Here is a 22,333-nt window from a genome sequence, read left to right as displayed (position 1 = left end):
GGAGTTCCCCCCATGAGGTACGCCCACAGCGCCGGAGCCCGGCCATGACCTACGAGCCGCCCCGGCCGGTCCGGGGTCTGCTGCTCACTCCCGAGGACAAGGAGGCCCCGGCCCGCGTCCACCGACTGCGCCTGCTCGGCCTGGCGGACCGTCCCGACCCGGCGCTGGACGCCTTCGCGGACCATCTCGCCCGGCTCACCGGCGCGCCCTACGCCATGGTCAACTTCGTCGGCGAGGACCACCAGTTCTTCGCCGGCCTGTGCGTCCCCGCCGTCGCGCCGCCGGTCCGGGAGGACGGCAGCAGGCCGGAGTTCGGCCGGGTCCTGCCGCGCGAGCACGGGTTCTGCCCCCATGTGGTGGTCCGCCGCAAGGCGCTGGTGCTCGAGGACGTCCGCGACTATCCGCGGTTCGCCGGAAACCCCGTGGTGGACGAGTACGGCATCCGCTCCTATCTCGGCGCCCCGCTCATCGACAGCTCCGGCATGGCGCTCGGCACCGTGTGCGCGGCCGACACCGAGCCCCGCGTCTGGGGCCGGTCCGGCCTGGAGACGATCAAGGCGCTGGCCGCCGATCTCGTCGTACGCCTCGAACGGAGCGCCGAGGACGGGTTGCCCCTGTGACGGGCCGGGGCGGCCCTTTGGCCGCCGGTACCTGAGGCGTGAAGGAAAGCTGAGGCGGCGGTTAAGAAAAGCTCGATGGACCCGCGGCCCGCGCATACGGCAGATTGCAGGGTGATTCCACCCCTCTGACCCGGTGCGGGCGTCTTCGGCATGCCCGCGGGCCGGGATCTCACCCACAGGAGCCGCACGCGTGAAGGCGCTGGTCAAGGAGAAGGCGGAGCCGGGGCTCTGGCTGACGGACGTCCCGGAGCCCGAGATCGGCCCGGGTGACGTACTCATCAAGGTCATGCGGACCGGTATCTGCGGCACCGACCTGCACATCCGGGCCTGGGACGGCTGGGCGCAGCAGGCGATCAGGACCCCGCTCGTGCTCGGCCACGAGTTCGTCGGGCAGGTCGTCGAGACCGGCCGGGACGTGAGTGACATCCGCATCGGCGACCGGGTCAGCGGCGAGGGCCATCTGGTGTGCGGCAAGTGCCGCAACTGCCTGGCCGGCCGTCGCCATCTGTGCCGAGCCACGGTCGGCCTCGGTGTCGGCCGGGACGGTGCCTTCGCCGAGTACGTCGCCCTGCCCGCGAGCAATGTCTGGGTGCACCGGGTCCCCGTCGACCTCGATGTCGCCGCGATCTTCGACCCCTTCGGCAACGCCGTGCACACCGCGCTGTCGTTCCCGCTGGTCGGCGAGGACGTGCTGATCACGGGCGCCGGACCGATCGGCCTGATGGCCGCCGCCGTGGCCCGGCACGCGGGCGCCCGCAACGTCGTCATCACCGACGTCAGCGAGGAGCGCCTGGAGCTGGCCCGCAAGATCGGCGTGAGCCTCGCCCTGAACGTCGCGGAGACCTCCATCGCCGACGGACAGCGGGAGCTGAGTCTGCGCGAGGGCTTCGACATCGGCCTGGAGATGTCCGGCCGCCCCGAGGCCATGCGGGACATGATCGCCAACATGACGCACGGCGGCCGTATCGCCATGCTCGGCCTGCCGGCGCAGGAGTTCCCGGTCGACTGGGCCCGGATCGTCACCTCGATGATCACCATCAAGGGCATCTACGGCCGCGAGATGTTCGAGACCTGGTACGCGATGTCGGTGCTGCTGGAGGGCGGCCTGGACCTCGCCCCCGTGATCACCGGCCGTTACGGCTACCGCGACTTCGAGGCGGCCTTCGCCGACGCCGCGATCGGCAAGGGCGGCAAGGTCATCCTCGACTGGACCGCGTAAGCGACGTCAATCCCCAGCCGCGCCAGCACTTTCAGGAGCTTCCCCATGTTCGACACCGTCCGCGACGATCTGCGCGCCACCCTCGACGAGATCCGCGCCGCCGGCCTGCACAAGCCCGAGCGGGTCATCGGCACCCCGCAGTCCGCGACCGTCAACGTCACCGCCGGCGGCCGCCCCGGCGAGGTCCTCAACTTCTGCGCCAACAACTACCTCGGCCTCGCCGACCACCCCGAGGTGATCGCCGCCGCCCACGAGGCCCTGGACCGCTGGGGCTACGGCATGGCCTCGGTCCGCTTCATCTGCGGCACCCAGGAGGTGCACAAGGAGCTGGAGGCCCGGCTCTCCGCGTTCCTCGGCCAGGAGGACACGATCCTGTACTCCTCCTGCTTCGACGCCAACGGCGGCGTCTTCGAGACCCTGCTCGGCGAGGAGGACGCGGTGATCTCCGACGCCCTCAACCACGCCTCCATCATCGACGGCATCCGCCTGTCCAAGGCCCGCCGCTTCCGCTACGCCAACCGCGACCTCGCCGACCTGGAGGCGAAGCTCAAGGAGGCGTCCGACGCGCGCCGCCGGCTGATCGTCACCGACGGCGTGTTCTCCATGGACGGCTATGTGGCCCCGCTCCGCGAGATCTGCGACCTCGCCGACCGCTACGACGCGATGGTCATGGTCGACGACTCGCACGCCGTCGGCTTTGTCGGCCCCACCGGCCGCGGCACCCCCGAGCTGCACGGCGTCATGGACCGCGTCGACATCATCACCGGCACCCTCGGCAAGGCCCTCGGCGGCGCCTCCGGCGGCTATGTCGCCGCCCGCGCCGAGATCGTCGCCCTGCTGCGCCAGCGCTCCCGCCCGTACCTGTTCTCCAACACCCTGGCCCCGGTGATCGCCGCCGCCTCCCTGAAGGTCATCGACCTGCTGGAGTCCGCCGACGACCTGCGGGTCCGGCTGAACGAGAACACCGCCCTCTTCCGCCGCCGTATGACCGAGGAGGGCTTCGACATCCTCCCCGGCGAGCACGCCATCGCCCCCGTGATGATCGGCGACGCGGCGAAGGCGGGCCGCATGGCCGAGTTGCTGCTGGAGCGCGGTGTGTACGTGATCGGCTTCTCGTACCCGGTCGTCCCGCAGGGCCAGGCCCGCATCCGCGTCCAGCTGTCCGCCGCGCACTCCACCGAGGACGTCAACCGCGCGGTCGACGCCTTCGTCGCGGCCCGCGCCGAGCTGACGGCCTGAGCAGGGCGGACGCCTTGCGATAATTGACGGCATGATCGAGGCACGGCGGCTCCACATCCTCCGTGCGGTGGCCGACCACCGCACGGTCACCGCGGCGGCCGCCGCGCTCTATCTCACCCCCTCGGCCGTCTCCCAGCAGCTCACGGCCCTGGAGCAGGAGACCGGCCACCGCCTGGTCGAGCGCAGCGCCAAGGGCGTACGGCTCACCCCGGCCGGCGAGATCCTGCTCAGCCACACCAACGCGGTCCTCGCCCAGCTGGAGCGGGCCGAGGCGGAGCTGGCCGCCTACGGCTCGGGTGAGGCGGGCACGGTCACCGTGGCCGCCTTCGCGACCGGCATCGCCCAGGTCGTGGCCCCGGCCGTGGCCCGGCTCGCGCACACCGCGCCCGGCATACGCATCCGCGTCCAGGACGCCGAGGGCGACGCGAGCCTGCCCATGGTCCTGGACCGGCAGGTCGACGTGGCGGTGGCCGTGGAGTACCGGGGCGCCCCGCCCGCCGACGACCCCCGGCTCACCCACGTCTCGCTCTACGCAGAGCCGTTCGACGCGGTCGTACCCGTCGGCCACCGCCTCGCGGACGCAGCCGAGGTGCCCCTCGCCGAGCTGGCCAAGGACCCCTGGATCGGCCCGTACCCCGGCAACCCCTGCCACGACGTGGTCGTCCTCGCCTGCGAGAGCGCCGGCTTCCAGCCACGCCTGGAGCACTCCTCCGACGACTTCCGCGCGGTCGTCGCCCTGGCCTCGGCCGACGCGGGCGTGGCCCTCGTACCGCGCTCCGCGCTGAACGGCATGGACCTCACCGGCGTCGTCGTACGCCCCGTCGACGGCGTGGCCCCGACCCGCCGCGTCTTCGCCGCCGTACGGCGCGGCGCCGAGGGGCATCCGCTGATCCGCCAGGTGCTGGACGCCCTGCGGGAGGCGGCCCGGGCGTAGGGAACCGGCATCGGCCGCACGCAGTCTGGGAGGCCATGCGTGTGACGATGAGCCTCCCGGCCCGTCCTTCTACACCCAGGGCGTGTTCGACGGCATGCGGGGATGGGCCGGCATCCTCCGGAGCTCGTCTCATATATGGCATAGCATCTCTGATATGAAACAGGACGATGTCGCAGCAGGCCCGGAGCCCGTCGACGCCCGGCTCGGCGCCCGCCTCGCCGAGCTGCGCGCCGACCACGGCTGGTCCCTGGGGGAGCTGGCCGAGCGCAGCGGGGTGAGCCGCTCGACCCTGTCACGCGCCGAACGCGCGGAGATCAGCCCCACCGCCGCCGTGCTGAACCGGCTCTGCCATGTCTACGGCCGCACGATGTCCCAGCTGCTCAGCGAGGTCGAGGCGGCACCCGCGCCGCTGGTCCGGGCCGCCGACCAGCCGATCTGGGAGGACCACGGCTCCGGATTCGTCCGGCGGTCCGTGTCCCCGCCGCACGCCGGGCTCCGCGGCGAACTGGTCGAGGGCCGGCTCGCACCGGGTACCGACATCGCCTACGACCGCCCGCCCGTGACCGGTCTGGAACAGCATCTGTGGCTGCTCGACGGCGCCCTGGAGGTGTCCGACGGGGAGCAGGTCCACCATCTGGACCCCGGAGACTGCCTGCGGATGCGCGTCTTCGGCCCCACCCGGTTCCGGTGCGCCGGCCCCGTCGAGGCGCGGTACGCGCTGGCGGTGGTGCGGCCATGAGGGTGGAGCGCTGGAACGCCGCACAACTATGCGAGCGGGCGGGGGAGTTGGCGCAACTGCTGACCGACACCGTGGCCGGTGGCGCCTCAGTCGGCTTCCTCGCGGCACTGACGCACGAGGAGGCCACCGCCTGGTGGCGGCGGCGGGCCGAGGCGACGGCGGCGGGCCGGCTCGCCGTCTGGGCGGCGCTCGACGGCACCGGCCGCCCGGCCGGAACCGTGAGCCTGGCCTACCCCGACAAGCCGAACAGCCGCCACCGCGCGGAACTGGTGAAGCTGATGGTGCACCGCAGCGTGCGCGGGCAGGGTCTCGGCCGCCGCCTCCTCGCCACTGCCGAGGACGCCGCCGCGGCCACGGGCATCACCCTGCTCCACCTCGACACCGAGACCGGCAGCCCCGCCGAGCGCCTCTACCGCTCGGCCGGCTGGACCCGGGCCGGTGTCATCCCCGACTACGCGGAGAGCCCCGGCGGCGAACTGCGTCCGACGACCCTGTACTACAAGCGGCTGGAGCCGCCGGCCGGGTGACTGTCAGTGCCGGGAGCTACCGTGCGTTGCATGCCGGATGCCGAAGACGTACGCCGTATCGCCCTGTCCCTGCCGGACACCACGGAGAAGGTCGCGTGGAGCATGCCCACGTTCCGGGTGGCCGGGAAGATGTTCGCGACCCTGCCGGAGGACGAGACGTCCATCGCCGTGCGCTGCCCCAAGGAGGAGCGCGACGAACTGGTCCTGGCCGAGCCGGAGAAGTTCTGGATCGCCGACCACGAGGCCCAGTTCGCCTGGGTCAGAGCGAGACTCGCCGCGCTGGAGGACGAGGACGAGCTGCGCGATGTCCTCGCCGACTCCTGGCGGCAGGCCGCACCGCCCCGACTCCTCGACGAGCACCCCGAGTTGGGGCTGCCTTCCGGGGAGTGAAATCCCCCGTGCGCGGGCGCCGGGCGTGGCATCATCCCGCGCGGCGCAGCCGGGCGCGGCACCGCAGCAGACGGCGGGGAGGGAGCATCCGCGATGACAGGAACGGACTCACCGCCCTCGGCGCGGGCACGGTGGTCGGCGGCCTGCTCGCCCTGCGGCTGCGGCCCCGCCGGATGCTCCGCGCCGGCGCGCTCTCCCTGTTCGCCTTCTTCGGCTTCCCGGCGGCCGTCGGCGCGGGCCTCGGTGTGCCGGCGATGGCGGCGGGGGCGGCCGTGGCGGGCGCCGGGATGTCGTTCTGGGGCGTGATGTCGGCGACCAGTGTGCAGACCCAGGCCCCGCCGGACGTCCTCAACCGCATCCACGCCTACGACGTGGCCGGCTCCCTCGCCATGATGCCGGTGGGCCAGGCCCTCGCCGGCCCGGCGGCCGATGCCCTCGGCGCCGGACACGTCCTGCTCATCTCCGCCGCGACCAGCCTGGCGGTGGCCATCGCGCTGCTCGCGGTCCCCGCGATACGCGACCTGGTCCGAGCGGACGCGCCCGCGCGCTGAGCGCCCCGAAGGGTCGCGGGGAACTGCGCGATCAGCCCCTGCGCACCCGCAGTCGCGCACGGTGCTCAGCCGGTCCGGCGGGTGGGTGCCAGGAAGCGCCCGATCCGGTCGCGCAAGGACGCCGGGTCGAGCCCGTGCGCGGCCACATGCTCCTCGACCGTCCCGTAGCGGCGCAGCTCGCGGCGGCCCACGCCGAGGCCCAGGACCCGGTGCGGCACGTCCGTGAGCGCTTCGCTCACCGCGGTCGTCGAGGTGCCCGCGAGATACGGCTCGACCAGGACGACATCGGTGCCGGCCGACTCCGTGGCCCGGCGCAGGCCCGCCGCGTCGAAGGGCCGTACGGTCGTGGCATACAGGACCGACATGTCCAGGCCCTCCGTGGCGGCGAGGACCGAGTCCAGCACCGGGCCCACCGCGAGGACCACACCGCGACGGCCCTCGCGGACCGTGACGAAGTGCCGGCCGTCGATCCGCCGCCCCTGCCGGTTGGCCTGCACGGACAGCCGCACGTACACCTTGTCGTCGCCCGCGGCGACCGCGTGGTGCAGCAGTGTCTCGGCCTCGTCCGGATGCCCGGGCACGTGCACGGTCCAGCCGTCCAGCGTGTCGAGGAGCGCCACATCGCCCGGCGCCATGTGCGTGTAGCCGCCGGCCGGCCAGTCGAAGGAGGCGGCCGCGCTCACCAGCACCGCCCCGGTGTCCTGATGCCCGAGATCCAGCTTGACCTGCTCGAACGGCCGCTCCACGAGGAAGCTGGCGAAGGTGTGCACCACGGGCCGCAGCCCGGTGAGCGCCAGCCCTGCCGCCGCCCCGACCAGCAACTGCTCGCGGATGCCGACGTTGATGACCCGGTCCGGATGTCGGGCCATGGCCTCGCGGAAGCCGTCCTTGCCGATTTCGGCGAGGACCACCGCGACGTGCGGGTCCTCGTCCAGCAGCCGGGAGACGACGGGTGCGAAACGGTCACGCATGGTGTCCATCAGGGTCTGCCTTTCCAAGGGGTGGGAGTCAGGCGTTCTTCGGCTCGACGCGGGCCACGACCACATGCGGCCGCCCGGGATGCGGCGCGGTGAACGCGGCGTACAGCGCCTCGTGATCGCGCCCGTCGACGGTCACCGCCGACCAGCCCGCCGCCTCGAACCGGGCGGCGATCCCGCCGGGCAGGGCGTGGCTGGCGGAGGAGTTGTCGACCACGATCGTGTGCAGCCGCTCCAGGCCGGCCGGCCCGGCGAAGGCGATCGCCTCGTGGTTGCTGCCCTCGTCCAGCTCCGCGTCCCCGATCAGCACCCAGACCGCCGGGTCGTGCAGCCCCTGCGCCCGCAGTCCCAGCGCGCTGCCCACCGCGATCGGCAGCCCGTGCCCGAGCGAGCCGCTGCCGATCTCGGCGCCCGGCACCAGCACCCGGTCCGGGTGATGCCCGAGCGGGGAGTCGTACGCCCCGAACCCGGGCAGCCAGTCCACCGGCACGAAGCCCTTCGCGGCCAGCACCGCGTAGTACGCCATGGGTCCGTGCCCCTTGCTGAGCAGGAACCGGTCGCGGGCGGGATCGTCCCGCCGGTCCGGTGTCACCCGGAGCACCCGGTCGTAGAGCACCCACAGCACATCGAGGGTGGAGGTGGCCGCCGGTCCGTGCTTCTCGTCGCCGGTCATCAGACTCATCAGGCCGGGCAGGTCGTCGTAGCCGTGCGCGTGGCTTTCGTCCGCTGTGATCGTCATGCCGACGATCGTGCAACCTCAACCAAACTTGAGGTCAACCGGGAAACCGGTGCGCGATCAGTGAGCCGAGTGCGGTATTGTTTCCCTGCGCGTTTCGACCGGGGAAACCCCAGGTCAAACGGCACCGGGACGTGGCGCAGCTTGGTAGCGCACTTGACTGGGGGTCAAGGGGTCGCAGGTTCAAATCCTGTCGTCCCGACCAGCTTTCCTGCCGGTCGGAGGCCGTTTCCTCAGAGATGGGGAGACGGCCTTTGTCGTGTCCGCCCGTCTCCGGCCGCCTTCTCGCCGTTCGCCTTCTCCTCGTCCGCGTGGGGGAGGGCGGGGCGGTGGTCGCCGGCGGCGATCCTGGCCGCCAGCGCGGCGAGCTGCCCGACGGCCCACGCGATCTCCCGCTGGTTCTGGCTGCGCTCGCTGACGACCGCCGCGAGCAGCAGCGCCGTCAGCGCGGCGGAACCGTTGAAGGCCTGCAGGGTGATCATCTTGGTGAGCAGGTCGTGCCCGGCGAACGGGCCCGATCTCTCGGCACCGGCGATGATGGCGAAGGTCGACACGGCCAGCGCGCAGGGCGCGGCCCCGGCCAGCTGGAAGCGGAAGGCCGCCCAGATCAGCAGCGGGAACCCGAGGAACAGCAGGGGCGTGTGACCGGTCACGAGGAATCCCACCACGCCCGTGGTCGCCACGAGCAGCAGCGCCTCCGCCCACCGGGACGTCCGTGCGTTCCTCGGCCGGTGTGCCGAGCGGAGGACGAGCAGGACCGGCGTGACCACCAGAACGCCCATCGCGCCGCCGGTCCACCAGACCGACCACGTCGGCCAGAAGTCGCCGGGGCGCAGCACCCCGGCGAGGGCCAGGGTCCCGCTGCCCGTCGTGGCGCTGACCAGCATCCCGGTGAACGCACCGAGAAAGATCAGCGCGAGCGCGTCCCGCAGACGGTCCAGCTCCGCACGGAAGCCCGTACGGCGGAGCAGCAGATAGGAGCAGACGGGCGCGAGGGTGTTCCCCGCCGCGATGGCGAGCACGGCCGGGAGCGACGGCCCGAGCGAGATGTTGACCAGGAAAGCGCCGAGTGCGATACCGGGCCAGACCCGTGGGCCGCGCAGGAGCAGGCTCGCCACCGCGATACCGCTCGGCGGCCACAGCGGGATGACCTGGCCGCGCACCAGCTGCTGGAGCAGCCCCAGCCTGGCCGAGCCGTAGTACAGCGCGGCGATGACACATATCTCCGGGGCTCCGGACCACTGGTCCGGAGCCCCGGATGCCGCGCGACAGCCATTGGGCGACCTCCGCTCCGACATCGCCCCGAACACTCGTCCGAACCCATCGTCCGTCGGATCCCCCGGATCCTCCACACGGGCCGACCGGCCCCGAAGCGGTGACGGGTGCGGTGACCCGCGAGGTCAGGCGGGCGGGGTGCGCAAGGCGAGGATGGCCATGTCGTCGTGACCGTCGCTGGGTGGTGATCGGCCAGTGTCCGGACGAACTCCGGCAGGGGGAGGTCGGCATGAACCGAGGCGAGACCCGCCAGTTCGCTCAGACTCTCGTCGATGGAGTGGCCGGGATGCTCGATCAGCCCGTCGGTGTAGAAGACGACGCAGCCCGTCGGTGTAGAAGACGACGGTGGCCTCCGGGGGCAGGAGGCGGGTGTGGTCCGGGCGGGGCTGCTCGGTGTCGACACCGAGGGGCAGTCCGGGCTCGGCGAGCAGATAGGTCACTCGGCGCTCACGGGTGACCACCAGCGGCGGAACGTGACCTGCGGTGCTCCAGTTCAGTCACCAGCCGGATCCCTCCGGTTGGATGCGGGCCAGGGTCGTGGTCGTGACGCGGTTGTTCGTGATCATCTCCAGGGTCCGGTCGAGCTGGGCGAGGACCGCGCCGGGCGGGACTGCTCTGCTCGAACACGAGAGCGCGCAGCATGTTCCGGGTGGCGGCCATGGCGGCCGCGGCCTGCAGATCGTGGCCGACCACGTCGCCGATCACGACCGCCACGACGTGGTCGGGCAGGGGGATGGCGTCGTACCAGTCCCCGCCGAGCTGACTGGGCTCGGCGGCGGGCCGGTAGATGGCGGCGGCGGCGAACGGCCGCAGGCCGGGCAGGGTCGGCAGCAGAAGCCGCTGGAACTGCTCGGCCCCGAGACGAATCCGTTCGAACAGGCGGACGTTCTCGATCGCGATGCCTGCCGCACTGGCCAGGGCCACGACGACGCGCTCGTCGTGCATGTCGAAGGGCTGTCCGTCGGTTCGCTCGGAGAGGTAGAGGTCGCCGTAGATCTCGCCGCGCACGCTGATGGCGACGCCGAGCAGGGTGCGCATGTGCGGGTGGCCGGCCGGGAATCCGGCGGAGGAGGGATGGGCCTGGATGTCGTCGATCCGCAAGGGGTCGGGGTATCGGATCAGGTGCCCGAGGACGCCCAGACCACGAGGCAGTCCGGCCTCGGCCAGCGCCTCGCGTTGCCGCTCGGTCACACCGGCCGAGATGAACTGCCCCAGGCGTTCTCCGGACTCGTCGAGCACGCCCAGGGCGCCGTAGCGGGCGCCGACCAGCTCCGTCGCGGTCGTCACGATGCGATGCAGCACCGCGGGCAGCTCCACCTCACGGCTGATGGCCATCACCGCGTCCAGCAGGCCCTGCAGCCGGTCCATGGAGGACAGCAGGGCACGCAACTGCTCGTCGATCCGGCCCAGCTCGGACCGCAGACGCATGTGCAGGTCGGGGACATACGGCTCGCCGGTCCGTCTCCCTGCCTTCTCTCCCGCCATTCCGGCCTGCTGACACGACCCTGGTCCGTGCGGGACGGCGGCATCACCTTCGATTGTGGCATCGGCGCCCTGATCGCGGGGTGTGACGGCGGCCCGCACCGCAGGGGAAGGGCCTCGCCGGCGCTGCCGAGCGAGGCCCTTCACCGTGCCGGGCGGGTTCAGGCGTTCTGGACGTCCTGACGTGACACGGCGAGGTAGCCGACCAGCGCGAGAATGGCCACCGTCCAGGACAGCGTCACCGGGCCGAGTCCCCAGTCCAGGCCGCCGCGCTTGCCGGGCAGGGCCATCCAGTCGGCGATGGAGGCGCCGAGCGGGCGTGTGATGACGTACGCCGTCCAGAACGCGGTCACCGCGCCGAGCACGCGGGCGCGGTGGGCGAGGGCCGGGACGCAGATCGCCACGGCGAACAGCACGACCGAGCCCAGGTAGCCGAGGCCGATGGTCGCGGTGAGGTCGCCCGCCGCGGTGCCCAGCGCGAACGTCGCGAGGACGGCCGCCCAGTAGAAGGTCTCGCGGCGCCGGGTGCGGATGGTGTGGATGGACAGGGTGCGCTCGGACGCGTACCAGAGGGCGAAGACGGCGGCCAGGGCGATCATGAACAGCGGGGTGGACAGGGTGTACGGGATGCCGACGACGACGTGGAGCGCATCCGCGGCCATCGTGCCGAACACGCTGACCATGACGATCGCCGTCCAGTAGATCCAGGCCACGTACCGGCGGACGGCGAACTGGAGCACGAGCGAGGCGACGAACGCAAGGCCGCCGAGGCCGACCGCGGGGATGTTGCCCAGCGTGTGGGCCAGGAAGTCGGAGGCGGTCTCGCCCATGCCGGTGGTGAGGACCTTGATGATCCAGAAGTAGACGGTGACCTCCGGCACCTTGTTCGCGCTCTCACGTATGCGCGCGCGTACGTGCCCGCGGGGGCGGTCGTCCAGGACCTGCTCTGTGCTCATGGCCTGCACTTTCGCACGCCCAACTGACGTTGCCCCAGATGCCTTTGCCATTGTTTTGAGGCTTCTGGTGCTGCTGTTGCCACGCGCCGCCGCGAGCCTGAACGCAACCTGAACGCGTCGGGGAAGCCCCTGGCCGGCGGCCTGACCGCCTGATAGACAGGCAGGTCAGGCGGCCGGGGGCGTCACAAGGCCAGCCCCACGTGGGCGAGCGCCTGCTTCAGCAGCACCCCGTGCCCGCCCGGCATCTCGCTCTGCACCGCCGGGGAGACGGCCTCCTGCGGGCTGAACCAGACCAGGTCCAGCGCGTCCTGCCGGGGGCGGCAGTCGCCGCTGACCGGGACGATGTAGGCGAGGGACACCGCGTGCTGGCGTGGGTCGTGGTACGGCGTGATGCCCGCGGTCGGGAAGTACTCCGCGACCGTGAAGGGCTGCAGGGAGGCGGGGACCCGGGGCAGGGCCACCGGGCCCAGGTCCTTCTCCAGGTGGCGCAGCAGGGCGTCGCGGACCCGCTCGTGGTGCAGGACGCGGCCGGAGACCAGGGTCCGGCTGACCGTCCCGTCCGGGCCGATCCGCAGCAGCAGTCCGATGCTGGTCACTTCGCCGCTGTCGTCCACGCGCACGGGCACGGCCTCGACGTAGAGGATCGGCATCCGGGCCCTGGCCATTTCCAGCTCGTCCGTGGACAGCCAGCCGGGCGTCGTCTCGGTCATGTCAGACATTGCTTGATCATACTTTCCGGGTGGGGCGCCCGCTGGGATCGCGGGCCGGGTCGGATACGGGCGGTCCGTACAGGCGCAGGGCGTTGTCGCGGCCGGTCCAGGCCGCGATCCGCAGGGCGTCGGGCAGACTCAACTCGTCGGCGTCGACACGGGCTTGCAGCAGATCGGCGAGCCCCTGCCGGAAACACAGGGCGCCGAGGTGGTGGAATTCGGCCACCCCGTAGGCGTCGGAGCTGTACAGCAGTTTGCGGAACGGGGTGATCTCCAGGGCCTCCTCCAGGACCGCCCGGCAGCGGGCCGGGCCCGTGTGGTGCAGGGCCAGGCCCACGTCCAGGTACACCTGCTCGAACACCGCGGCCAGATAGGCGGCCTGGCGGTGGTACGGCCAGCAGTGCAGCAGCAGCACCGGGACCGTGCCGGACGTGAGCCGCAGCCAGTCGGTCAGCAGGGCCGGGTCGGCGTGGTGCAGCCGCAGGTCGGCGTCGCCGAAGCCGGTGTGCAGCTGCAGCGGCAGGCCGAGGTCGACGGCGGTCCACAGCAGATGCCGCACCAGGACCGGATCGGTGAGCCGGCCCCCGTTCTCGAGCCAGCGCCGGGCGGCCCCGGTCACCTCGGCGTCCGCCGGGCGCGCCGGGTCCAGGGCGAAGCCGGTGCGGTAGGCGGCCACCGACTTCACCGCCACCACGCCCGGCCGGCGTACGGCGTCCTCGGCGGCGGCACGGAAGCGGGTCGCGTACTCGCCCGGCTCGACGCCCCCCGCCGCCACCGCCTCCGCCACCTGCTCCAGGCGTACGACCTCGAACGCGGCGGCGCCGGACGTCTCCGCCAGCTCGGCCGGTGAGGTGAGCGGGTGCGGGGCGTAGCCGGTGTCCACGAGGAACACCCCGGCTCCCGCGGCGCGCAGGAAGCGGCGGTTGACCTCCTGCGGGCCCAGTTCCGCGCGGCGGGCCGCATAGTCGGCCGGCGGCGCGTGCCGGGGCAGGTCCAGCAGGGGCGCGCAGTGGCGGCGTACGGCCACGCCGGCCGGTGTGTCGAACGGCGAGACGCCGGGCCAGGCCGCGCCCTCGGTCAGCAGCGAGGCGAATTCCCCGGGCGCGAGGCCGGCCGTCACGGCGCCGTGGCAGTGGTGGTCCACCAGCTCCAGCTCGGCGAGGGCCTCGTGGACCGGTCCCTGCGTCGCCATGGTCAGTACACCCAGCGGTAGGCCGCCGCCACTCGCGCTTCGTCCAGGTCCTCGACGGCCGCCGCCTCCCCGAGCCGTACGGCGGTCACCGCGTCCGCGAGGACCGGGCCCAGCGCGGCCCGCAGCACCTGGTCGGCCCGGAACCGCTCGACGGCCTCCGGCAGCGACTGCGGCAGCCGCCGTACCCCGAGAGCCGCCGCCTCGTCCGGGCCGTAACGGGCCGGGTCGCCGGTGATCTCCTCCGGGAGGGCCAGGGACGAGTCGATCCCGTCCAGGCCGGCGGCGATGACACAGCCGAGGGCGAGATAGGGGTTGGCGGCCAGGTCGACCGGTTTCACCTCCAGGTTCGCCTCCTGCTCCCGGCGGCCCGCCGAGCCGGTGATCACCCGCAGCGCGGCCTCACGGGTCTCCCGGCCCCAGGCGGTGAACACGCCCGCCCACTGGGAGGGTCTGAGCCGCAGATAGCTGGCGGGGCTCGGCGCGGTGACCGCCGTCAGCGCGGGCAGGCGGGCCAGGATCCCGGCCGCGAAGGACTCCGCCTCGGGCGTCATGCCGTGACGGCGCTCCCCGCCCGCGTGCAGGTTCACGCCCTCGCGCCAGCAGGAGACGTGGACATGGCCGCCGTTGCCGACGCCCTCGGCGGACACCGCGGGCGAGAACGACACCCTCAGGGCATGCCGCTGCGCGACCGCCCGGATGGTCTGCCGGACCAGCACGCTGCGGTCGGCCGCCGCCACCGGGTCCAGCGCGCCCGCCGAGACCTCGAACTGCCCGGCGGCGTACTCGGGATGCAGCTGGTCGACGGGCACGCCCTGGGCGTCGAACGCGGCCAGCAGATCGGCGGTGTAGTCGCTCAGCTCGACCTGCCGGATCGCGCCGTACGCCGGGCCGGACACCGCCGACACGAACTCCCCGGGCGGTGCCGAGCCGAGCCCGACCGCCCACTCGACCTCGATCGCCGCCTTGAAGGCGAGGCCGTGCCGCTCGGCGGCGTCGGCGACGATCCGGCGCAGAAAGGTTCGGGCACAGCCGGGGTGCCGCTCTCCCTCCTGGGTGATCCGGTCCACCGGCGCCCACGCCCAGCCGGGCTGCCCGGCCAGCTCCACCAGCCGGTCCAGATCCGGATACAGCCGCAGGTCACCGTCCGGGGAGCCGAGGACGTCGGTGGTGACGATCGAGTCGTCGGCCAGAAAGGTGTCGAACACCGGCGACATGCCGACACCCCAGGACACGGCCGCTTCCAGCCGCGCCGTCGGGACCGTCTTCACCCGGCAGACGCCCGCGGTGTCCACATAGGCCAGCACGATCCCGCGTACGCCCCGCGCGGCGAGGTCGGCCGTGAGCCCCGCGACCCGGCGCAGATCCTCCGGGCGCCCGCCGGGCACGGGGTCGGCAAGCGTGGTCATACGTCCTCCTCGGCCATATGTCGTCCTCGGCCATACGTGGTCCTCGGCGCCGGTCCGTCCGTGCCGGCGCCGGTCCACCTGCCCGTGCCGGCCTCAGGGTTTCACGGCCACGGCGCCGAACTGCGGCACCGCGGCGGCGGATTCCGCCCCGGCGCGCCACTGCGAGCAGGGCACCAGACCCGGCTCGACCAGCTCCAGGCCGTCGAGGAAACCGGCGATCTCCTCGCGGCTGCGGGCGGTGATCGGCGGGGTGGCGTTGGCGTTCCAGAACTCCATCGCGGCCCGGTTGCCCTCGCCGCCCACGTCGGCGTCGTACGTCGGGTGGGTGAGGACGAGGTGGCTGCCCGAGGGCAGCGCCGCCAGGAGCCGCCGCACGATGTCCCGCGCCTGGCCGGTGTCCAGGACGAAGTTCAGGATGCCCAGCATCATCAGCGCGACCGGCCGGGTCAGGTCCAGGGTCTCGGCGGCGCGCTGCAGGATGCCTTCAGGGTCGTGCACATCGGCGTCGATGTAGTCGGTGACGCCCTCGGGGGAGCTGGTGAGCAGCGAGCGGGCGTGCACGAGCACGATCGGGTCGTTGTCGACGTACACGATCCGGGACTCGGGGGCGATCCGCTGCGCGATCTCATGGGTGTTCTCGACGGTCGGCAGGCCGGTGCCGATGTCCAGGAACTGCCGCATCCCGCGCTCGGCGGTCACGAACCGCACCGCCCGGGCCAGGAACGCCCGGTCCGCGCGGGCCACGGCCCGGATCACCGGGAACATCCCGGCGACGTGCTCACCGACCCGCTGGTCGACCTCGTAGTTGTCCTTGCCGCCGATCCAGTAGTTCCACACCCGGGCGTTGTGCGCCACGGAGGTGTTCAGCCTCTCCGGTCCGGCCGTCGGGGAGTGGCCCTCGGTCACGTCGCCGCCCTTCTCCGGTTCTCGGTTCTCCGCCGTCATTGTGCCGCCCGGTGATCGCGCTGTCCCGGGAAACGCGCACCGTGGGCGGTTCGGGGCGGGTCCGGGACGTTTCGGTGCATCGGGGACCGGCTCCGGGACGTTTCGGCCCATGAGGAAGACTGGACCGGTACGCCGTCCCCGACCGGAAGCAGGACATGCCCGCCACGCCCACGCCCCTCCTGGACCACCCCGGCCCGCCCGCCGGCCGCGCCGACATCCGGCTGATCGTCACCGACATGGACGGCACGCTGCTGGACGACGCCAAGCGGATCCCCGACGGGCTGTGGCCGATGCTCGCCGAGCTGCGCCGGCGCGGTGTGCTGTTCAGCCCGGCGAGCGGCCGCCAGTACGCCACGCTGGCCCGGCAGTTCGCATCGGTCGCCGAGGGGATGGTGTTCATCGCGGAGAACGGCACGTATGTGGTCCGCGACGGCGTGGAGCTGAGCTCCGACACGATGCAGAAGTCCGTCGCCGCCGGGGTGGCCCGTACGGTACGACGGCTGGTCGCGGACGGCGAGGACGTCGGCGCCGTGGTGTGCGGCAAGCGGTCGGCCTACGTCGAGCGGACCGACGAGGCGTTCCTGGCGGAGGTCCGCAAGTACTACGCCGTGCACCGGATCGTCGAGGACGTCACCGCCGTCGAGGACGACGTGATCAAGGTCGCGCTGTTCGACTTCGGATCCGCCGAGCACACCACCGCCCCGGCGCTCGCCGAGTTCGCCGCCGGCCACCAGGTCGTGGTCTCCGGCGAGCACTGGGTGGACGTCATGAACCGCACCGCGGACAAGGGCACCGCGCTGCGCGGCCTGCAGCGGGCGCTCGGCATCACACCGGCGCAGACCATGGTCTTCGGCGACTACCTCAACGACCTGGAGATGCTCGACGCCGCCGAGTGGTCCTTCGCCATGGCGGGCGCCCACCCCGAGGTCGTCCGCAGGGCCCGCCACCTCGCCCCGTCCAACAACGACAACGGCGTGCTGCGCACCATCGCCCATGTGCTCGGGATCACCGTGTAGCGGTGTGCGCGACCCGGGCGGTGCCGGTCAGCGGACGATGCCGACTCCGCCGTACAGGGAGACCGGGCCCGCGCCGTCCGGTGCTTGCGCGTGCCGCCAGCCGTCGACCGGGACGACACCCGGTTCCAGCAGGTCGAGTCCCTCGAAGAAGGCGGCCACCTCGTCCCGGGAACGCGCGATCAGGGTCACCCCGCCGGCGGCGTACGCGGCGATGCCCTTCCCGACGTTCTCCGGCTCGAAGTCGGCCGTCATCATCGACACCACCAGGCAACTGCCCGGTGCCAGCGCCTCGACCAGCGTCGACACCACCTCGTGCGCGCCGTCCTCGTCGGCGACGAAGTGCAGCAGCGCGATCAGGGACAGGGCCACCGGACGGCCGAAGTCCAGGAGGTGGGCGGCCTGTTCGAGGATGGCGCGCGGATCGCGGGCGTCGGCCTGCACATACTCCGTCACGCCCTCGGGGGTGCCGCGCAGCAGCGCGCCCGCGTGGGCCAGCACGATCGGGTCGTTGTCGACGTAGACCACGCGGGCGTCGGGCGCCACCGACTGGGCGATCTGGTGCAGGTTCGGCTCGGTCGGTATGCCGGTGCCGATGTCCAGGAACTGGCGGATGCCGGCCTCGGCGAGCGCGCGCGTGGCCCGCTGCATGAACGCGCGGTTGGCGCGCGCGGCCCGGGGTGCGCCGCCGCCGTCCACCGCAGCGATCTGCCGGCCGAGCCGCTCGTCGACGGGGTAGTTGTCCTTGCCGCCGAGGAACCAGTCGTACACCCGCGCCGGATGCGGCCGTGTGGTGTCGATGTGCTGTGCGGCCGCCGGCTCGGTCCCCGTCACGTGCTGCTCCTTCACGCCCGCCGAATGCACTCCCGATCGAATGCGAGCAGCAGTCTGACACGATCATGATGCGCGGCGCAGACAGTCTTCGGCCACCTCCTTGTCGAGTGCGGCCCGCACCAACGCGGCGGCCAGCACGGCCGGTTCGGTCTTCCCCCCGAGCTCGGTGAGCTTGTCCGGGTCCTTCGGCAGGCCGAGCCGCTGTGCCCCGGAGAGTGCCTTGTCGTCCAGATAGGGCGCCACTTCCGGCCATACGCGCTGGGCCTCGCGCAGGAAGATGTCGGCACCGGCCGGACCGACCCCCGGCTCCTCCTGGAGCAGCCGCTTGAGTTCCCCGGTGTCGCCGTGCGCCTCCGCGTGCAGCCGGCGCAGGTCGCCGGACCAGCGGTCCAGCAACAGCGCGGCGCCGTCGCCCAGTTGGGTGGCGGTGCGCTCGTCGTAGCGCCGGTAGCCGCCGCGGCCGAGCGTGTCCACCCGCTGCTGCCAGTCCGCGTCGGCCATGCGGCGCGGGCTGTCCAGGTGGTCCTCGTGCAGGGCCTGCGCGGCGGCCACCGCGACGGAGGCGCGGATCCGGGCGCTGAGCAGCAGGGCCAGCACCAGCAGCCGGTACAGCGGCTGCGGTGTGTCCTTCAGCTCGATGCCCGCTTCCTCGGCGTAGGTCCGCCCGTATTCCGACAGCAGTTCGTGCAGGACCCTCTCGTCGCGGTTCATGGCTACGGCTTGAGCGGATCGTGGCCCAGTGTCATCAGCTGGTGCCGGCGGCGGGTGTCCTCCGGCGCCCTTTCGGGCTCCGGCTCGTCCGCCATGTCCACCAGGTCTCCGACCGTGTCGACGACCTTGTGCATCACGCGGACGTCGTCGTCGGTGAGGTCGGTACGGCGCTTCTGGAGGATAGCGAGGACATGCTGTCCGGTCTCCGTGCCCGCCTCATCGGGCAGTGGCTCGGTCGCCTCGTCGGCGTCCCGGACCCGCAGCCAGGCCGCGAGCTCCGCCGAGGTCATGTTCACCACGCGGTGGAAGTCCTCCCACAGCGCTTCGATTTCGAGGGAGTCGGCCATGGGTCTCCCCTTCCGTCCGGAGGTGTCGGGCTAGCTGGAGGCGGGCTCGCGCGGATGGTTCTCGGCCTCGAACATCCAGCGCTGCTTCTCCAGGTCGGCGGTGACGGAGATCAGCAGGTCCTGGGTGACCGGGTCGGGCTCCGCCGTGGCGGCGATCCGCTCACGGAGCCGGCCGACGGCCGCTTCGAGCGCCGACACCATCAGCTCCACGACCTCGGTGTCGCGCAGCCGGCCGTCCTTGGTGCCGGGCAGTGCGAAGGTCGCGGCGACGGTCTCGGGCCGGCCGTTCCGGGGGCACGCCCAGTGCGGCGGCGCGCTCGGCGACCGTGTCGGAGTGGGCGCGGGCCGTCGCCACCACCTCGTCGAGCTGGAGATGGATCGACCGGAACCGCGGGCCCACGATGTTCCAGTGCGCCTCCTTCCCGATCAGGGAGAGTCCGAGCAGGTCCACCAGGGTGTTCTGCAGGGCGGTCCCGGTGACGCCGAGCGCCTCCTCGGGCAGCGTGCTCTTCATCACCGCCATGGTGCGTCCGTCCCCTTTCGTCGCTTGCGTTCGGTCGTGTCCGAAACGGCGGGTGCCCAGCGCTCGGGGGAGCAAACAGCCTGATCAGCGGGGCAGTGACCGGTCCAGGAAGCGGATCACCTCGGCGAAGACCGCCTTCTTGTCGGTCTCGTGGAACACCTCGTGCCGCGCCCCGGCGAAGACCCGCTCGGTCAGCCCGGAGCCGGCCAGCCGCTCCACGCCGATCCGGCTGCCGGGCAGCGGCACCAGCCGGTCGTCGTCCCCGTGCAGCCACAGCAGCGGCAGCGGGCCGATGTCACCGCCCCGGTCGACGGTCTCCAGGGTGCGCGCGAACGCCTCGAGCGTCGGTCGCTTCATGGGCCCGTGCCACACCAGCGGATCGGCCGCGTACTCGGCGCCGACGGCCGGGTCCCGGGAGAGCGCGGCCGGGCTCACCGGGGTGTCCGGGATCTCCGGCAGGGCCAGCAGCCGCCCGGGCAGCTCCCAGGCGCCGATCACCGGCCCGGACAGGATCAGCACGCTCAGTTCGGTGCCGTACCGCTGGGCGTAGCGGGCCGCGATCAGCCCGCCCATGGAGTGGCCGACCAGGACGAGCGGCAGGCCAGGGTGCGCGCCCCGGGCGAGGTCCGCCACCGCGTGCACATCGGTGACCACGTCCTCGAAGTCCTCGATCAGCACCCGCTCCCCGGCCGACCTGCCGTGGCCGACGTGATCGGGCCCGTACACGGCCGCCCCATGCCCGGTGAGCACGGCCGCGAGCTCGTCGTACCGGCCCGCGTGCTCGCCGTATCCGTGCACCACCAGGGCCAGGTACCGGGGTGCCGGGTGCGGCCACTCGCGTACGGCGACCGGGCCGTGGGCGCCGTCGAGGGTGTGTTCGCGGACGTGGTGCATGTCTCCTCCGGGTGTGTCGGTGAAGCTCCGGGGGGATCTTCCCAGCGGGCCGGTCGGAGGTCTATAGTCCAAAACTAGCAGTGCTAATTAAGTGTCCCGAGTGGTCCGCCGATCGACAGCGCCGTCGATCGGTCGTAGGTCAGGAGTCGAAGCCGTGCGTCCCGTCCACTTCGCGGCCGCCCGCCGCACCCCCATCGGCAAGCTGCGTGGAGCCCTGTCCTCCGTCCGGCCCGACGACCTGGCGGCGACCGTGATCCGCCACCTTGTGGCCGAGGTGCCCGCCCTCGAACCGGCCCGGATCGACGACGTCTACTGGGGCGCGGCCAACCAGGCCGGCGAGGACAACCGCAACGTCGCCCGCATGGCCGCCCTGCTCGCCGGACTGCCCGAGTCGGTGCCCGGCGCCACCGTCAACCGGCTGTGCGCCTCCGGCCTCGAAGCGGTCACCGCCGCCGCCCGCACGATCGCCGCCGGCGAGGCCGACATCGTGATCGCGGGCGGCTCCGAGTCCATGAGCCGCGCCCCCTTCGTGCTGCCCCGGCCCGACGAGGCGCTGCCGCAGCGCATCGAGACCTACGACACCCGGCTCGGCTGGCGCCTGGTCAACCCCGCGATGAAGGACCTGCACGGCCTGCTGTCCATGGGCGAGACCGCCGAGGAGGTCGCCGAGCGGTACGGCGTCTCCCGCGCCCGCCAGGACGAGTTCGCCCTGCGCAGCCACCAACTCGCCGCCGCCGCCCGCAAGAACGGGCACTTCGACGACGAACTCCTGTCCGTGGAGCGGCCGGACGGCATCACGGTCGAGCAGGACGAGTGCGTCCGCGAGGACACCTCGCTGGATAAGCTGTCCAGGCTGAAGCCGGTCTTCCGCGAGGGCGGCACGGTCACCGCGGGCAACGCCTCGCCGATGAACGACGGCGCGGCCGGGCTGCTCCTGGTCAGCGAGGAGGCACTGAACGAGCTGGGCCTGGAGTCCCTCGGTCGCTATGTCGCGGGTGCCTCCGCAGGCGTCCACCCCGACGTGATGGGCATCGGCCCGGTCCCCGCCACCCGCAAGGTCCTGGCCCGGGCCGGCTGGGACATCGCCGATCTCCAGGAGGCCGAGTTCAACGAGGCGTTCGCCGCCCAGGCGCTCGCCTGCGTCGACCAACTGGGCATCGACCCCGACCTGGTCAACCCCACCGGCGGAGCCATCGCCCTCGGCCATCCCCTCGGCTGCTCGGGCGCCCGCATCCTGACGACGCTCCTGCACCGCATGCGCCGCACCGGCGCCGCGCGGGGGCTCGCGACCATGTGCGTGGGCGTGGGGCAGGGGAGCGCGGTGCTGGTCGAGCGGCACTAGCGCCTTTCCTGCCGGGGGGGCCGGTCAGTCGAGCCGCAGCAAGGAAACGGAGCAGCACTCCAGGCAACCCTGTCCGTCGCCGCCGTCCTCGCCGAGAACGCCCGGCGTCGCCCCGAGAAGACGGCGCTCGTCGAAGGCGAGCTGCGGCTGTCCTTCGCCCAGGTGTGGCACAGGTCCCCGGCCCGGGCGGGCGCGCTCACCGGGCTCGGGTACGGCCGGGCGACCGGGTGGCGTTGATGGCCCCGAACACCGCCGAGTTCCCGGTCGCCTACTACGCGATCGCCGCGCCGGGCGGGGTGGTCGTCCCCGTGCACCTGCTGCTGTCGGCCGGCGAGGTCGAGCACGTGCTCCGGGACAGCGGGGCGACGCTGCTGCTCGTGCACCCGGCCCAGGCGGCGACCGGCCGGGCCGCCGCCGAGGCCACCGGCGTCGAAGTGGTCGTCCCGGGCGAGGAGTTCGACAAGCTCGCCGCCGACGCCGAGCCCCTGCCGTCGTACGTCACCCGTGCCACCCGGCGGTGATCTTCTACACGAGCGGGACGACCGGAGTGTCGAAGGGCGCTGTGCTCAGCCACTTCAACCTCGTGATGAACGCGACCTCCCCCAGCTCTCGGCTTCGCTCGAGCCGAGGGGCCCCCATCGCCTTCGACGCCAACGACATCCGTGCCGACGACATCTGAAGGTGCTCGAGCGGGAGCTGCGGGCGCAGTACGCGGAACGGTCATAGCGGGCGGCACGAACGGGTCATAGCGGCTGAAGCGGTCGCGGCAGG

23 protein-coding genes, 1 tRNA gene and 3 pseudogenes are annotated in these 22,333 nt (G+C 72.6%); 12 read left to right on the top strand and 15 right to left on the bottom strand.

The window, feature by feature from the left end:
* Positions 1 to 44 precede the first annotated feature (44 nt).
* The 8 genes and pseudogenes from ACFYOH_RS18905 to ACFYOH_RS18870 form a co-directional block, all read left to right on the top strand.
* Positions 45 to 620, top strand: a complete 576-nt coding sequence (locus ACFYOH_RS18905) for a GAF domain-containing protein (protein WP_388626881.1) — start codon at positions 45 to 47, stop codon at positions 618 to 620.
* A gap of 190 nt (positions 621 to 810) precedes the next feature.
* Complete coding sequence (tdh, locus tag ACFYOH_RS18900; RefSeq protein WP_388626879.1) at positions 811 to 1,839, top strand: L-threonine 3-dehydrogenase; 1,029 nt, start codon at positions 811 to 813, stop codon at positions 1,837 to 1,839.
* A gap of 45 nt (positions 1,840 to 1,884) precedes the next feature.
* Positions 1,885 to 3,078 carry a glycine C-acetyltransferase gene (locus tag ACFYOH_RS18895; RefSeq protein WP_388626877.1) on the top strand — a complete coding sequence of 398 codons (1,194 nt, stop codon included), beginning with the start codon at positions 1,885 to 1,887 and terminating at the stop codon, positions 3,076 to 3,078.
* 31 nt (positions 3,079 to 3,109) lie between these two features.
* The gene (locus tag ACFYOH_RS18890; RefSeq protein ID WP_388626876.1) at positions 3,110 to 4,012 is read left to right on the top strand and encodes a LysR family transcriptional regulator; all 903 of its coding nucleotides are present in this window, start codon (positions 3,110 to 3,112) and stop codon (positions 4,010 to 4,012) included.
* A 154-nt stretch (positions 4,013 to 4,166) separates the two neighbouring features.
* Positions 4,167 to 4,751 carry a helix-turn-helix domain-containing protein gene (locus ACFYOH_RS18885; protein WP_388626875.1) on the top strand — a complete coding sequence of 195 codons (585 nt, stop codon included), beginning with the start codon at positions 4,167 to 4,169 and terminating at the stop codon, positions 4,749 to 4,751.
* On the top strand, positions 4,748 to 5,278 hold the full coding sequence (locus ACFYOH_RS18880) for a GNAT family N-acetyltransferase (RefSeq protein ID WP_388626874.1): 531 nt from the start codon (positions 4,748 to 4,750) through the stop codon (positions 5,276 to 5,278). The genes ACFYOH_RS18885 and ACFYOH_RS18880 overlap by 4 nt, the downstream gene beginning before the upstream one ends.
* A gap of 30 nt (positions 5,279 to 5,308) precedes the next feature.
* Positions 5,309 to 5,668 carry an MmcQ/YjbR family DNA-binding protein gene (locus ACFYOH_RS18875; RefSeq protein ID WP_388626872.1) on the top strand — a complete coding sequence of 120 codons (360 nt, stop codon included), beginning with the start codon at positions 5,309 to 5,311 and terminating at the stop codon, positions 5,666 to 5,668.
* A 110-nt stretch (positions 5,669 to 5,778) separates the two neighbouring features.
* A pseudogene (locus ACFYOH_RS18870) lies at positions 5,779 to 6,219 on the top strand (MFS transporter); the annotation flags it as partial.
* 65 nt (positions 6,220 to 6,284) lie between these two features.
* Here the strand turns inward: ACFYOH_RS18870 and ACFYOH_RS18865 are convergent.
* Together ACFYOH_RS18865 and ACFYOH_RS18860 are read right to left on the bottom strand one after the other, a co-directional pair.
* Positions 6,285 to 7,199, bottom strand: coding sequence for a transketolase family protein (locus ACFYOH_RS18865; protein ID WP_388626871.1), 915 nt, complete (start codon positions 7,197 to 7,199; stop codon positions 6,285 to 6,287).
* A gap of 28 nt (positions 7,200 to 7,227) precedes the next feature.
* On the bottom strand, positions 7,228 to 7,935 hold the full coding sequence (locus tag ACFYOH_RS18860) for a transketolase (RefSeq protein WP_388626870.1): 708 nt from the start codon (positions 7,933 to 7,935) through the stop codon (positions 7,228 to 7,230).
* Positions 7,936 to 8,060: 125 nt separating this feature from the next.
* On the opposite strand from ACFYOH_RS18860, the gene ACFYOH_RS18855 reads away from it, so the two are divergent.
* A tRNA-Pro gene (locus ACFYOH_RS18855) sits at positions 8,061 to 8,137 on the top strand.
* A gap of 28 nt (positions 8,138 to 8,165) precedes the next feature.
* Here ACFYOH_RS18855 and ACFYOH_RS18850 read toward each other — a convergent pair.
* The 8 genes from ACFYOH_RS18850 to ACFYOH_RS18815 form a co-directional block, all read right to left on the bottom strand.
* A complete protein-coding gene (locus ACFYOH_RS18850; protein WP_388626869.1) occupies positions 8,166 to 9,230 on the bottom strand; it encodes an MASE1 domain-containing protein in 1,065 nt (354 codons plus the stop codon).
* 102 nt (positions 9,231 to 9,332) lie between these two features.
* The gene (locus tag ACFYOH_RS18845; protein WP_388627200.1) at positions 9,333 to 9,647 is read right to left on the bottom strand and encodes a SpoIIE family protein phosphatase; all 315 of its coding nucleotides are present in this window, start codon (positions 9,645 to 9,647) and stop codon (positions 9,333 to 9,335) included.
* Positions 9,648 to 9,654: 7 nt separating this feature from the next.
* On the bottom strand, positions 9,655 to 10,692 hold the full coding sequence (locus ACFYOH_RS18840; protein ID WP_388626867.1) for a GAF domain-containing protein: 1,038 nt from the start codon (positions 10,690 to 10,692) through the stop codon (positions 9,655 to 9,657).
* A 158-nt stretch (positions 10,693 to 10,850) separates the two neighbouring features.
* On the bottom strand, positions 10,851 to 11,645 hold the full coding sequence (locus ACFYOH_RS18835; protein ID WP_388626865.1) for a hypothetical protein: 795 nt from the start codon (positions 11,643 to 11,645) through the stop codon (positions 10,851 to 10,853).
* A gap of 182 nt (positions 11,646 to 11,827) precedes the next feature.
* A complete protein-coding gene (locus ACFYOH_RS18830; protein WP_388627198.1) occupies positions 11,828 to 12,355 on the bottom strand; it encodes an NUDIX hydrolase family protein in 528 nt (175 codons plus the stop codon).
* A gap of 16 nt (positions 12,356 to 12,371) precedes the next feature.
* Positions 12,372 to 13,547, bottom strand: coding sequence for an amidohydrolase family protein (locus tag ACFYOH_RS18825; RefSeq protein ID WP_388626863.1), 1,176 nt, complete (start codon positions 13,545 to 13,547; stop codon positions 12,372 to 12,374).
* A 2-nt stretch (positions 13,548 to 13,549) separates the two neighbouring features.
* Entirely contained in the window at positions 13,550 to 14,953 is a 1,404-nt protein-coding gene (locus ACFYOH_RS18820; RefSeq protein WP_388626861.1) for a glutamine synthetase, read from the bottom strand.
* Positions 14,954 to 15,046: 93 nt separating this feature from the next.
* A complete protein-coding gene (locus tag ACFYOH_RS18815) occupies positions 15,047 to 15,859 on the bottom strand; it encodes an SAM-dependent methyltransferase (RefSeq protein ID WP_388627196.1) in 813 nt (270 codons plus the stop codon).
* A 194-nt stretch (positions 15,860 to 16,053) separates the two neighbouring features.
* On the opposite strand from ACFYOH_RS18815, the gene ACFYOH_RS18810 reads away from it, so the two are divergent.
* Positions 16,054 to 16,914: a Cof-type HAD-IIB family hydrolase gene (locus ACFYOH_RS18810; RefSeq protein WP_388626859.1), complete on the top strand. Its 861-nt coding sequence runs from the start codon at positions 16,054 to 16,056 to the stop codon at positions 16,912 to 16,914.
* A 27-nt stretch (positions 16,915 to 16,941) separates the two neighbouring features.
* Here ACFYOH_RS18810 and ACFYOH_RS18805 read toward each other — a convergent pair whose 3' ends face one another.
* The 5 genes and pseudogenes from ACFYOH_RS18805 to ACFYOH_RS18785 all read right to left on the bottom strand — a co-directional run bounded on the left by ACFYOH_RS18805 (position 16,942) and on the right by ACFYOH_RS18785 (position 20,220).
* Positions 16,942 to 17,745 carry an SAM-dependent methyltransferase gene (locus ACFYOH_RS18805; RefSeq protein ID WP_388626858.1) on the bottom strand — a complete coding sequence of 268 codons (804 nt, stop codon included), beginning with the start codon at positions 17,743 to 17,745 and terminating at the stop codon, positions 16,942 to 16,944.
* A 63-nt stretch (positions 17,746 to 17,808) separates the two neighbouring features.
* Positions 17,809 to 18,456, bottom strand: coding sequence for an endonuclease (locus ACFYOH_RS18800; protein ID WP_388626857.1), 648 nt, complete (start codon positions 18,454 to 18,456; stop codon positions 17,809 to 17,811).
* A 2-nt stretch (positions 18,457 to 18,458) separates the two neighbouring features.
* Positions 18,459 to 18,803: a DUF3140 domain-containing protein gene (locus ACFYOH_RS18795; RefSeq protein ID WP_388626856.1), complete on the bottom strand. Its 345-nt coding sequence runs from the start codon at positions 18,801 to 18,803 to the stop codon at positions 18,459 to 18,461.
* 30 nt (positions 18,804 to 18,833) lie between these two features.
* Positions 18,834 to 19,326 (bottom strand): annotated as a pseudogene (locus tag ACFYOH_RS18790) (Dps family protein).
* Between the two features lie 84 nt (positions 19,327 to 19,410).
* Entirely contained in the window at positions 19,411 to 20,220 is an 810-nt protein-coding gene (locus ACFYOH_RS18785; protein ID WP_388626854.1) for an alpha/beta hydrolase, read from the bottom strand.
* Positions 20,221 to 20,374: 154 nt separating this feature from the next.
* Between ACFYOH_RS18785 and ACFYOH_RS18780 the strand changes: the two genes are divergently transcribed.
* Together ACFYOH_RS18780 and ACFYOH_RS18775 are read left to right on the top strand one after the other, a co-directional pair.
* Positions 20,375 to 21,562, top strand: coding sequence for a thiolase family protein (locus tag ACFYOH_RS18780; protein WP_388626852.1), 1,188 nt, complete (start codon positions 20,375 to 20,377; stop codon positions 21,560 to 21,562).
* Positions 21,563 to 21,631: 69 nt separating this feature from the next.
* A pseudogene (locus ACFYOH_RS18775) lies at positions 21,632 to 22,238 on the top strand (AMP-binding protein); the annotation flags it as partial.
* Between the last annotated feature and the right edge of the window lie 95 nt (positions 22,239 to 22,333).

Origin of the sequence: Streptomyces sp. NPDC007856 (assembly GCF_042868225.1) — a bacterium.
Classification (GTDB): Bacteria; Actinomycetota; Actinomycetes; order Streptomycetales; family Streptomycetaceae; genus Streptomyces.
This window is presented reverse-complemented; position numbering and strand designations above follow the sequence as displayed.

What these genes read in the sequence shown, in the direction of transcription:
- ACFYOH_RS18905 (WP_388626881.1), top strand. Translation starts at nt 45, where the DNA reads ATGACCTACGAGCCGCCCCGGCCGGTCCGGGGTCTGCTGCTCACTCCC.
- ACFYOH_RS18895 (WP_388626877.1), top strand. Translation starts at nt 1,885, where the DNA reads ATGTTCGACACCGTCCGCGACGATCTGCGCGCCACCCTCGACGAGATC.
- ACFYOH_RS18890 (WP_388626876.1), top strand. Translation starts at nt 3,110, where the DNA reads ATGATCGAGGCACGGCGGCTCCACATCCTCCGTGCGGTGGCCGACCAC.
- ACFYOH_RS18885 (WP_388626875.1), top strand. Translation starts at nt 4,167, where the DNA reads ATGAAACAGGACGATGTCGCAGCAGGCCCGGAGCCCGTCGACGCCCGG.
- ACFYOH_RS18880 (WP_388626874.1), top strand. Translation starts at nt 4,748, where the DNA reads ATGAGGGTGGAGCGCTGGAACGCCGCACAACTATGCGAGCGGGCGGGG.
- ACFYOH_RS18875 (WP_388626872.1), top strand. Translation starts at nt 5,309, where the DNA reads ATGCCGGATGCCGAAGACGTACGCCGTATCGCCCTGTCCCTGCCGGAC.
- ACFYOH_RS18865 (WP_388626871.1), bottom strand. Translation starts at nt 7,199, where the DNA reads ATGGACACCATGCGTGACCGTTTCGCACCCGTCGTCTCCCGGCTGCTG.
- ACFYOH_RS18860 (WP_388626870.1), bottom strand. Translation starts at nt 7,935, where the DNA reads ATGACGATCACAGCGGACGAAAGCCACGCGCACGGCTACGACGACCTG.
- ACFYOH_RS18850 (WP_388626869.1), bottom strand. Translation starts at nt 9,230, where the DNA reads ATGTCGGAGCGGAGGTCGCCCAATGGCTGTCGCGCGGCATCCGGGGCT.
- ACFYOH_RS18840 (WP_388626867.1), bottom strand. Translation starts at nt 10,692, where the DNA reads ATGGCGGGAGAGAAGGCAGGGAGACGGACCGGCGAGCCGTATGTCCCC.
- ACFYOH_RS18835 (WP_388626865.1), bottom strand. Translation starts at nt 11,645, where the DNA reads ATGAGCACAGAGCAGGTCCTGGACGACCGCCCCCGCGGGCACGTACGC.
- ACFYOH_RS18830 (WP_388627198.1), bottom strand. Translation starts at nt 12,355, where the DNA reads ATGACCGAGACGACGCCCGGCTGGCTGTCCACGGACGAGCTGGAAATG.
- ACFYOH_RS18825 (WP_388626863.1), bottom strand. Translation starts at nt 13,547, where the DNA reads ATGGCGACGCAGGGACCGGTCCACGAGGCCCTCGCCGAGCTGGAGCTG.
- ACFYOH_RS18820 (WP_388626861.1), bottom strand. Translation starts at nt 14,953, where the DNA reads ATGACCACGCTTGCCGACCCCGTGCCCGGCGGGCGCCCGGAGGATCTG.
- ACFYOH_RS18810 (WP_388626859.1), top strand. Translation starts at nt 16,054, where the DNA reads ATGCCCGCCACGCCCACGCCCCTCCTGGACCACCCCGGCCCGCCCGCC.
- ACFYOH_RS18800 (WP_388626857.1), bottom strand. Translation starts at nt 18,456, where the DNA reads ATGAACCGCGACGAGAGGGTCCTGCACGAACTGCTGTCGGAATACGGG.
- ACFYOH_RS18795 (WP_388626856.1), bottom strand. Translation starts at nt 18,803, where the DNA reads ATGGCCGACTCCCTCGAAATCGAAGCGCTGTGGGAGGACTTCCACCGC.
- ACFYOH_RS18785 (WP_388626854.1), bottom strand. Translation starts at nt 20,220, where the DNA reads ATGCACCACGTCCGCGAACACACCCTCGACGGCGCCCACGGCCCGGTC.